Origin of the sequence: Motilibacter deserti (genome assembly GCF_011250635.1) — a bacterium.
In the GTDB taxonomy this organism is placed as follows: domain Bacteria; phylum Actinomycetota; class Actinomycetes; order Motilibacterales; family Motilibacteraceae; genus Motilibacter_A; species Motilibacter_A deserti.
On record NZ_JAANNP010000074.1, the window covers coordinates 1 to 9,561 of the forward strand.

Genomic DNA, 9,561 nt, shown 5'->3' on the forward strand with positions numbered 1-9,561 from the left:
GCCGTACTCAGGTCTTGACTGAACTCGCGCTTCTCCATGCCCGTCGCGCCGGCTTGCCGCACACCGCCGAGGCGTGGTGGCGGTCGCCTCTCGTCGGCGGTGCCGAGGACGCCCCACCCGCGGCATGAGCGTTCGAGCGTGGGGCTGCGCGAGGGAGAGTAGGGCTATGCATGAGGTCGGCAGGTCCAGTTGGGCCATCACAGAGGACGTGCCTACGCCCGCTGTCATGGCGTTGTACCTGCGTGACCTGGCCGGGGTGGGGCCTTACGTGCTGCCGGACCTTCCACCGCTGGTGCCGCCGGTCGAGTGTGCCGGCGACGAACTGGACCTTGGAGCCGCGATACGGGAGTGGGAGCGCTGGTGGGCGAGCATGGATGTGCGCTTGCCTGGCCTGCTGCCGATGCCGCGGCCTCCCGACTGGGGAGGCCTTGAGGACGCGCCCACACTGCGCGCCCTGCTCGAACGTCGCTTCCCCGAGGCCGAGGCCTGGGTCCAGGGGGCGAAAGCCGCGGCCGCTGGAAGGAGGCGGAGTCTGCACCTCACGCACTTCGTCAACGGGTTCGAGCAGCGCCTGGGACGACCAGTACGCCCGTTTCGGCTATGGGTCGGCGAGGTGCCGGTACGGGGGAGTGCGGGCTGGACTCTGGACGATGGACACGTGCTCGTCAGCAGTGAGCTGGCGACGGACGAGAGCGAGCTGGAGGCCTTCCTCGCCCCGCTCATCCAGGCCGTTGCCTAGCAGGCGGACTGACCAGCGCCGACGGCCGTGATGCCTGTACGTCCCACGACCCGTCCGCGGCATGTGCGGATGTTGCTTCCGCAACCACTCGCCCGCACGCACGTTCGCCATGACACGCTGATGCCCGCGTGTTGCTCCGGGTAACGAAGGGGACTGCCCCCGCTTCGGTTGACTCCGATGGTGGGTGGAGTCAGGCCGCGTGAGCGGTCTGTAGGAGCGTCTCGAACTCTACGGGGGTAAGACGTCCGAGGCGGTCTTGTCTTCGGCGGCGGTGGTAGGTCTTCTCGATCCAGACCACGATCGCGCGCCGGAGCTCGTCGCGGGTGTCCCACCGCCGGCGGTTGAGGACGTTCTTCTGCAGCAGCGCGAAGAAGCTCTCCATGGCGGCGTTGTCGGCGCACGTGCCGACGCGGCCCATCGAGCCCCTTAGGCCGGCGCCGCGCAGCACCCGGAGGCAGGCGTGCGAGCGAAATTGGCTCCCGCGGTCCGAGTGCACGACCGTCCCGGCGGGCTTGCGCAGCGAGATCGCGTTGCGCAGCGCGGCGACGGCGAGCGCAGAGGTCATGCGGGCGTCCATGGAGTAGCCAACTATCCGGTTGGTGCAGGCGTCTTTGACCGCGCAGAGGTAGAGCTTGCCCTCGCCGGTCGGGTGCTCGGTGATGTCGGTGAGCCACAGCTCGTTCGGCGCCTCGGCGGTGAACTGGCGGGCGACGAGGTCGTCGTGCACGGGCGGGCCGGGCTGCCGGTACCGGCCACGGCGGCGGGCGTGGGTCGACCAGACTTTCTGCAGGCTGCAGAGGCGGTTGACCCGGTTTCGGCCCGCGGTAATGCCGTGACTGGCTAGCTCGTCGGTGATGAACCGGTAGCCGAACTCGGGATCATCGTGGTGGATGTCCAGCGCGGCGTTGATCAGATGGGCGTCGTCCCAGTCACGCTGCGTCACCGGCCGCGCCCGCCACGCGTAGTAGGCCTGCTTGGAGAACCCGAGCACCCGGCAGGTCAGCGCGACGGGGATGCCTTCGCCGGCCAAGTCTCCGACCAGCGGGTAGATCATTTTGGGAGGACGTCGCGGGCGAAGTAAGCGGTCGCCCGGCGCAGCACCTCGTTCTCCTGCTCGAGCTGGCGGTTCCGCTTCTCCAGCGCCCGCAGCCGCTCCTCCGTCGACGCGGTCTCGGCCGGCGCGGCCGGGCTCGCTGCCAGGCCGCCGGTCGGTCGACGGCCGCCGGGGCGGTCGCCGAGCCCGTCCTCCCGGTCCGCGACCTTCAACCAGCGCGACAGGCAGGACTCGGAGATGCCGAAGTCGCGGGCGATCTGTGCCATCGACGCCTCGCTGCTGCGAGCGACCGCGACGACGTCACGACGGAACTCCGGCGGGAACGGGGTGGGCACGATGCCGATCCTTCCAGCGAGGACCCAGTCCTCACAGGTCAGGAGTCAACCGAACCCGGGGCAGTCCCAAGTCGACCGGCCGTGGCGTTCGGACTGTCGTTGCGTGCGCCCTGCAAGCTGGCCCGAGGCGCTTCCGGTTCCGCCTGCCCGGCATGGCGCCATGTCTGGTCTCGGGGCGGAGCCTTGGGACCATCGGCGATCTTGCGCAGTAGGTTCTCAACGTCTAGTTTGATGAGAACTCAGGTGGCGTGTCGGTTTGAAGCATGTTGCGTGCGGTGGCCGCGTATAGCTGTCAGTTCGAGGATGAGATTGGGAGGCGAAGAATGGGTGACGAGTTCAAGAATATTTCCGGTTCCGTGATCGTGAACCGTTCGAAGATTCTTGGTGCCGTGAATGTTCTTTCGGAGAGGGGGCATCAAGGCGTCGCGCGGGACCTAGAGGCGCTAGGGGAGCTGGCTCAGCAGTCGGGTGAGCCCGAGGCGGTGGAACTGTTTGAAGCCCTCACCGAAGAAATCCAGCAGGCGAGCCCGCGAGTGTCGGTGCTAAGGTCCACTTGGAACGCACTCAAGGCTGTGCTACCAGGCGCAGCCCATCTTGCGGGAATCGCCAACTTCATCAACGCGCTGGCGACTTGAGATGCGCCTTTCTTGGCGCTCAGGTCCCAGCGATACCAGTACAGATTCCTCGATCGAGCGCACCTACGGGCTAGCAGCGTCGCTGCGCGCTTGCCTGCGCCCCTTCGGGTACCGCGAAGTGCGATCGTCTCCGTCTACGGGTGCCACTAAGGTCTATCGCGGTGTAGCAGGGAACGAAGAGTTCTGGCAGGATGCGCGCGAGGATGGGCTCTGGGATGGCCGAAGAGTCGAGTTGCATTCGTGCAAGCTGGCGGAGTGGGTTCCTCTCGAGCCAGGCCTATACCACGACCCGCGCTCCCATTCCGTCCGACGAGCGGCGCTCCACTCCACTCGCTCGACGCCCACGCTCGGGCCCCATTACCTCCCAGTGGGGAAGGTGGCGATGCTCGACGGAGGTATCGGATGTATCCGATTGACAGCAATCGAGCACGGCGGCGAGACATGGTACGTGCTCGGCGCTACGTTTTCGTCATTCTGTGACGACGGTATTCCGGTGCTTGTGCGGAGCGGCGAGTATCACTCGTTGGCCGAGCGACTGCGTGAGGAGGGGATCTTGATCGCGAGCGTAGCGGGCAGTGTAGAACTCCTGCCGGAGGTTGTGTTGACACACGCGACACGACTGCCCGGCTATTGCATTAGAGTAGCGAGTGTGGAAATCAGCCCACCACCAACGGGGACGCACCTGCATGCCTCCGCCTTCGTCACCTTCGAGTCCTCTGATAACGAGTCGCGCAGACGAGACGAGACGGGATGGCTGACTTCGTATTGTCGTTTCGAGCCGGGACGGAAGGGGAACATTGTCGAAGCAGTAGACTGGCTGAAGGGGTACGTGAGCACGTACGCGTCCCGTGACAGTCGCGTCCTTGCTGACTTTGACGCCTATCACAACTACTTCCCGAACGTTGCCCTCCCGGCGACGGAGCGGGTGCGCTCTGCTTTGCCGATATCCACGCTTCGGTACTACGCGAAGGCAACTGGCCCAATCTTCATCAACGGCGACTTGACCCTCGGCGACCGAATCGAGAACGTCCGAGACTCTACCATCATCAACAGGTCGGCGTACGTCATAGAGCCATGACCCGGCGAGGGGCTGGACGGCACGGTCCCCCAGGCCAAGTCGTTGACGTACTCCTAAACGGACTGGTCGTAGCCAGCCTCGGCTTCCTCGATGACGCTCTTCCAAGCCGCTGTCCTCTGATTCGCTGTCCGCGGGGCGCGGTACCGACGTCGGCATCAGCCCTCAATTGCCCAAGTCTGGGCACGGGAGGTGCTGGGTTGCGGCAGACTGCCCGCCATGGAAGCAGAACAACTGGCGCGCGAGTACCAGAAGGTCCGTGGGTTCGCTGCGGAGATTGGTTTCCAGTGGGTATTGGACGAGCTCGACGAGGCTATTGAAGAGGGCGTTACGGAGACCAAGCGACTACGCTCAGTCAAACGCAACGGGCGGGACGACTTCGAGGAGGTGGCTTCGACCGCACCTGGGCGCAAGCGAGCCGAGGAGTTCCTCGTGCGCCGCCCTTTGACACTCGAGGAGCAGGTTGAGGCCCTATTGGGCGCGTTGCGGCGCGCCCTAGTGGACGTCGAGCGCGTCTCGCAGCAGTCGATTGAGCAGTTGCAGCCGTTGGCGTCCGCGAATCGCTCGCTGCTCGGGCTCGACGACGAGCCTACACCTCGGCCAACCGAACGTGCGACGACGCCCGTCATCTCGGAGATCGACTGGGTTCCCGATCAGGGCTCGCGTGATGTCGTCGGGATAAGCACGGAGGGACTGCGCCATCGGACTCGGGGTGGCACCACCGACCTACTGAGCAATGTACTCCACCGACTGTCGCAGGAGTTGCTCTCGTGACCGGCGTTGACGATCTACTCAGAGAACTGCAGGCGGTCCTCGGCACGCGGGCCAGCAACTACAACTCCGCTAGCGCCGCCAACGACGTCTACGAGGGCTACGTCTTCGGCATTGTGCTTCGAGCTGCTGTTGCGGCCGGCGGCCGCATCGACTTCCGTGACGTTCACGGTGCGGTTCCGTCGCGCCTGGTCTTTCGCACGAGCCCCGGGATGTTGTCCTCCACTACTCACCCTTACACCCACGCCGTCGTGACTTTCTCCGACTGCGACCCCTTGGAAGTCCATGTTGGCGTCCGAGTTCAAGGACGGTCGCGGGTCCTGCACGAGTGCGACGTGCTGGTCCTGCCTGCGGACGAGGCGGCACTTTCCCGGACCAAGCAAGTCGCTCCGCGAGGGATCAGGTGTCTGCTGGGCGTGGAGTGCAAGTATTACGCCACGCATCTCGCGCTACATCTCGCCCGGGGGTTTCACGGGCTGCATAGTGATCTTGGGCTGCTGCACCCCTTCTTCGTGGCAAATATTGGCGCCCCTCGCATTCAGCGGTACCTCTCACATCACAAACGCAAGTGGGAGGTTGACGTCCTTCCTGGAGGTAACGCCGCCCGTTACTTGGAAGGGCAGTTCCGAGAGGCGTTCAAGACCTACATCGCCATGCGTGGCACCCTGGCGCCCTGAGAACGGCTGCAGACTCTGATGGACGAATGACGTTGGCATGATGTGGGTGATCTGGCTACCGCTCGTCGGCATGTCCGTGTCACGGAGATGCCTGCCAGAGGAGCGTTGTCGGCCATATCCGCTTGCTGATCGGCACTCTGAAGATCACGCTCGTCGTCGGCGTCCGAGGGGCGTCGCACTGGCCGCCCGCCGCACCCAGGCAGCGAACGCCGCGCCCGACAAGCCTTCGGAGATGGTCACGAAGAGACGGCCGGCAGTCAGGCTGCGCCCGTGCAAGCTGCAAGGCCCCCCTCTCAGGGGCACGCGACCCCAACGGCACGGGCGCGCGTTGCGTCTCCGCGTTTCGGTCGCTGACCAGCAGCGGCACGGTTAACGCCTTGCCAGAGGCGATGTGCTTCGCCAGCGTCGGGACGGGACCCGTGGACGGGCGACGCAAGGCGGTGACAGCGCGAGCGGGACCGCAGGCAGAACAAGACCTCCGCCAAATTGCCGTTTCACGTGGATCTTGAGCTTCCCCCCGAGGCGCGCGGCGCGCACAATCCCCGCATCTGCGCTGCTTCCGGAGAGCTGTTCGGCTCAGCCGGCACCCAACGCGCCGCGCCTCACCCGCACGTACGGCCGATGGCGTTCAGCATGTCCCGCCGCATCAGCCCGCTGCCGACCCGCACCAGCACCCAGTACGCCGAGAACGCGATGCGGGAGCGCAGGTCCGGCGTACGCACCCGTGTCTCGGTGTGCAGCCGCGTCCCCCCGCGCTCGGCGACCAGCCGGAAGTCCATGACCACCTTCGAGTAGCCCGGCCGCTCGAACGCGCTGAACGCCTCGAGCCCCCCGGCCAGCCCCTCCGGCCGGGTCGGCTTCGGCCGCGCGTACGCCGCGATGTCGCCGAGCACGAGCTCACGCCCCGGGTCTGCGGCGAGGGTGATCGGCGCCACCGAGTCGATGACGAGGGCGTCGGTGCCGAGCGGCGTGGCCGTCCCCCGGACGAGGCCCACGGGGTCCGAGCGCAGCCGCATCAGCGCCTCGGTCAACCGCAGGTCCGCCACCCGCAGCCCGAGCAGCGCGTCCCAGACGCGGTCGGGGCTCGCGGCGTACCACGCGTCGTGCCGTTCGCGCTGGTCCCAGCGCGGCAGCAGCAGGTCCATCGTCCACGGCGCGTCGGTGAGCGCCGTCGTTGCGTCGATCATGTCGGTCACAGCCGGGCTCCTTCGAGCGGCAGGGACGGCGCGGGCGCGGCTGCGTCGGCGTCGCAGGTGCGTTGGACGTACGTCAGGGCGGCGAGCAGCCCGCTGCTGGTCGGCAGCGCGGCCCGGTCGAGGTCGGCGAGGTGGGCGATGGGCATGGCGCCGACGCTGGACCAGCGCAGCCGGCCCTCGGCGTCGAGCGTCGCGCGCGCGGCGCCGCGGTTGTCGGCGTGCAGGCAGTACGGCACGTCGAGGTAGCCGGCGGCGAAGGCGCGCACGAGAGCGGTGCCGATGTCGGGGTCGAGGTCGAGGACGGCCTCGATGAGGGCGCGGGCCTCGACGTAGACCCCGGTGTCGGAGACGTCGCCGGGCCCGAGGGGACGGGCCGCGCGGGCGGCGGCTGCGGCCAGCTCGAGGGCGGCGACGTTCTCGTCCACCGTCGGGATGCGGTACGCCTCGGCCGGCGTCTTCACGATGAGCCGCTCCGCGCCGCTGGCCGCGAGCTCGGCCGCGCGGGACAGCAGCAGGGCGGCGCCGCCCGGGGTGCGGGGATAGACGCCCATGTAGGTGTAGACGACGACGTGCCAGTCCACGCCGGGCAGGAACTGGCGCGCCAGCCGGCGCAGCGCGAGCAGCGCCTCCGCGTCCTGGGCCGCGTTGGTCTGCTGGGCGAAGCTCACCGAGACGCTGCGCAGCCCGTGCTGGACGAAGAACGCCGCCTCGAGCACGGTGAGCGCGACGAGCAGGCTCGGCGGGCAGAGCTGGCCCAGCATGCAGCCGCCGAAGCTCTCCAGATGGGGCTCGCCACCCTCGTCCGCGGCGCGGGCGAGCCGGTCGCAGCTGCGGGCCCAGCTGTCGACGGCCCGCCGCAGCGGGACCCGGCCGTACGGCAGGCAGTAGGACACCGGGCCGCCCTCGGTCGCGTCGAGCCCGAGCGCCGTGAGCGTGCGGAAGATCGACTCGGGCAGCGGGGAGCCGTGCCGGACCTGGACCGGGAAGCCGGGGCCTGCGACGCGGTCCAGGACGCCGCGGGTGATGTCGAGCGCGTGGCTGGTGATCGGATAGCCGTTGAGCGGTACGCCGGTGGCGAGCGCCCGGGCGGCCGCGGCGACGTCGCCGACCCGGGTGTAGCTGTCGAGCGTGAGCGTGCCGACGGTCGCGCCGCGGGCAGCGCGCGTGGCGAGCAGGCCCGCCCGCATCCGCGCGGGGTCGCTGAACCCCATCCGCGGCTGGACGAGCAGCTCTCCGCGCTCGCGCGCCGCGCGCACGGCCGCCGGCAGGCTGCCGTAGCGGTCCCGCGGAGCCGCCGGGACCGATGCCAGCGCACCGGCTGGCCGCTCCGCGGCGCTCACGACGCGTCCGCCGCGTAGGCCGGCAGCAGCCCGTTGCCGAAGCGCGAGGGGATGACGCCGTGCCCGGTGCGCGCGACGGGCACCGCTGCCCGCGCGGCCCTGCGCGCCGTGCACACCGTGTCGACGAGGTGCAGGAACGGGCCGGTGTCGGGGCTGTCGGGGAAGACCGCCGCGAACCCTGCGTCCAGCAGCTCGGCGTCGGCCGCGTCGTCCGCGCCCGCAACGCCGAGCTTCCCGCCGATCACGGCGGGCACGCCGCGCAGCATCGGGTCCGCGCGCAGGGCGCCGATGAGCCGGCGGCCGTCGGCGCGGCCGTGCCCGTTCACACTGCTGATCACGATGACGTCCGGGGCGTGTGCGCGGGCCTCGGCGAGCAGCAGCTCGTCGGGTACGCACGCGCCGAGGTTGACGACGTCGTAGCCGTTCTCCTCGAGCAGCAGCTGCAGAAAGACCAGGTTCCAGGTGTGCGCGTCCGAGGAGACGCTGCTCAGCAGCACGCTCCCACGGGCGGGCCCGGTCGACCGGGAGCCGGCCCCGGGGGACCGGCCCCCGCGCGGCCGCTTCACACTCCCGCCCGGGCGCCGTCCATGGCCCGGGCCAGGCTCGCCGGTCGCATGTCCGTCCAGTTCGCCTCGATGTGCTGCAGGCACGCCTCGCGCGTGTCCTCGCCGTGCTCGACGTGCCAGCCGTCGGGGACCTCGGCGAACGCCGGCCACAGCGAGTACTGCCGCTCGTCGTTGACGAGTACGAGGTAGCTGCCGTCGGCCTGCTCGAAGGGGTTGGTCACTGGTCTCTCCTTGGGAAGTTCGTGGGCGACGGGGGAGGCCCGGAGCCGGGGGAGCTGCAGGCCCACCTTCCGTCGGGCGGGAGTGCGGTGTCAGCGGCCGTGGCCGGTAGTGGACGCGGCACCCGGGGATCAGCGCGGCTGCGCGTCCCGGGCCTGCCCCAGGGCCGGCACCAGCGCCGCGCAGATGGCGGCGAGGGCGTCCGGCGTCGTCATCGCGTCGTGCACGCAGTCGATGTCGTGCGCCCGGGTCGCGCCGGTCGCGTGCGGCCCCCACGCCTGCGGTCCCGGCCCGTCGGGCGTGACACTGCCCGTCGCGACGAAGAGCAGCGGCTCGCCGTCGAACACGCCGGGGACGAACCGGCGGGCCAGGCGGGAGTTGTTGGCGAACACCGCGTACAGCGCTGCGAGGTGGTGCTCCTCGACGGTGCCGAGCACGCCGCCCTGGCGGCGGATCAGCTCCGCCACCCGGGAGTGCTCGAGGGGGCCGTCGCCGAGGGCGGAGCGGTCGTACCCGGCGAGGTCGAGCATCGCGCCGAGGAACTCCTGCTCGCCGAGGACCGTCTGCTCGGCCGCCTCCTGCGCCGTCTTCGGGAACGAGTCGAGCATCGCCAGCAACGCGACCTCCTCGCCCTCGGCCTGCAGCTGGGTGGCCATCGCGTGCGCGACGAGCCCACCGAACGACCAGCCGAGCAGCGAGTACGGCCCGTGCGGCTGCACCGTCCGGATCTGTGCGACGTAGTCGGCGGCGACCTCCTCGACGCTGCCCGGCAGCTCGTCGGCCTCGGCCAGGCCGCGCGACTGCAGCCCGTAGACCGGCACGTCCGGCCCCAGGTGGCGCATCAGCCCGGCGTACGACCAGGCGAAGCCGCTCGCCGGGTGCACGCAGAACAACGGCGCCTGCGAGCCGCGCCGCCGCAGCGGCAGCAGCACGTCGAACGCGCCCTCCTCCTCC

At 69.4% G+C, this 9,561-nt stretch carries 11 protein-coding genes; 5 read left to right on the top strand and 6 right to left on the bottom strand.

The window, feature by feature from the left end:
- The first annotated feature begins 226 nt into the window (after nt 1-226).
- Nucleotides 227-739 carry a hypothetical protein gene (locus G9H71_RS19375; protein WP_166284433.1) on the top strand — a complete coding sequence of 171 codons (513 nt, stop codon included), beginning with the start codon at nt 227-229 and terminating at the stop codon, nt 737-739.
- Between the two features lie 190 nt (nt 740-929).
- Here G9H71_RS19375 and G9H71_RS19380 read toward each other — a convergent pair.
- Nucleotides 930-2,128, bottom strand: a protein-coding gene (locus G9H71_RS19380; protein ID WP_166284434.1) for an IS3 family transposase whose coding sequence is annotated in 2 segments (ribosomal slippage) — nt 930-1,801 and nt 1,801-2,128 — 1,200 coding nt in all. Because the reading frame shifts where the segments join, the coding sequence is not laid out codon by codon here.
- A gap of 323 nt (nt 2,129-2,451) precedes the next feature.
- Here G9H71_RS19380 and G9H71_RS19385 point away from each other — a divergent pair.
- The 4 genes from G9H71_RS19385 to G9H71_RS19400 all read left to right on the top strand — a co-directional run bounded on the left by G9H71_RS19385 (nt 2,452) and on the right by G9H71_RS19400 (nt 5,286).
- Nucleotides 2,452-2,763 carry a hypothetical protein gene (locus G9H71_RS19385; protein ID WP_166284435.1) on the top strand — a complete coding sequence of 104 codons (312 nt, stop codon included), beginning with the start codon at nt 2,452-2,454 and terminating at the stop codon, nt 2,761-2,763.
- A gap of 376 nt (nt 2,764-3,139) precedes the next feature.
- Nucleotides 3,140-3,841 carry a hypothetical protein gene (locus G9H71_RS19390; RefSeq protein WP_166284436.1) on the top strand — a complete coding sequence of 234 codons (702 nt, stop codon included), beginning with the start codon at nt 3,140-3,142 and terminating at the stop codon, nt 3,839-3,841.
- A 216-nt stretch (nt 3,842-4,057) separates the two neighbouring features.
- Nucleotides 4,058-4,612: a hypothetical protein gene (locus G9H71_RS19395; RefSeq protein WP_166284437.1), complete on the top strand. Its 555-nt coding sequence runs from the start codon at nt 4,058-4,060 to the stop codon at nt 4,610-4,612.
- Nucleotides 4,609-5,286, top strand: a complete 678-nt coding sequence (locus tag G9H71_RS19400) for a hypothetical protein (protein ID WP_166284438.1) — start codon at nt 4,609-4,611, stop codon at nt 5,284-5,286. Before G9H71_RS19395 ends, G9H71_RS19400 begins: the two co-directional genes overlap by 4 nt.
- A 602-nt stretch (nt 5,287-5,888) precedes the next feature.
- Here G9H71_RS19400 and G9H71_RS19405 read toward each other — a convergent pair.
- The 5 genes from G9H71_RS19405 to G9H71_RS19425 form a co-directional block, all read right to left on the bottom strand.
- Nucleotides 5,889-6,482, bottom strand: coding sequence for a hypothetical protein (locus tag G9H71_RS19405; RefSeq protein WP_166284439.1), 594 nt, complete (start codon nt 6,480-6,482; stop codon nt 5,889-5,891).
- Nucleotides 6,479-7,750: a methylaspartate mutase gene (locus G9H71_RS19410; RefSeq protein ID WP_166284443.1), complete on the bottom strand. Its 1,272-nt coding sequence runs from the start codon at nt 7,748-7,750 to the stop codon at nt 6,479-6,481. Before G9H71_RS19410 ends, G9H71_RS19405 begins: the two co-directional genes overlap by 4 nt.
- Nucleotides 7,751-7,818: 68 nt before the next feature.
- Nucleotides 7,819-8,319, bottom strand: coding sequence for a cobalamin B12-binding domain-containing protein (locus tag G9H71_RS19415; RefSeq protein WP_331273131.1), 501 nt, complete (start codon nt 8,317-8,319; stop codon nt 7,819-7,821).
- 65 nt (nt 8,320-8,384) lie between these two features.
- Entirely contained in the window at nt 8,385-8,609 is a 225-nt protein-coding gene (locus G9H71_RS19420; protein ID WP_166284441.1) for an MbtH family protein, read from the bottom strand.
- 129 nt (nt 8,610-8,738) lie between these two features.
- Nucleotides 8,739-9,561 (bottom strand): thioesterase domain-containing protein (locus G9H71_RS19425; protein ID WP_166284442.1); only part of this gene is annotated, 823 nt, incomplete at its 5' end.

Coding starts and splice junctions, on each gene's coding strand:
- G9H71_RS19385 (WP_166284435.1), top strand. CDS start 2,452: ATGGGTGACGAGTTCAAGAATATTTCCGGTTCCGTGATCGTGAACCGT.
- G9H71_RS19375 (WP_166284433.1), top strand. CDS start 227: ATGGCGTTGTACCTGCGTGACCTGGCCGGGGTGGGGCCTTACGTGCTG.
- G9H71_RS19395 (WP_166284437.1), top strand. CDS start 4,058: ATGGAAGCAGAACAACTGGCGCGCGAGTACCAGAAGGTCCGTGGGTTC.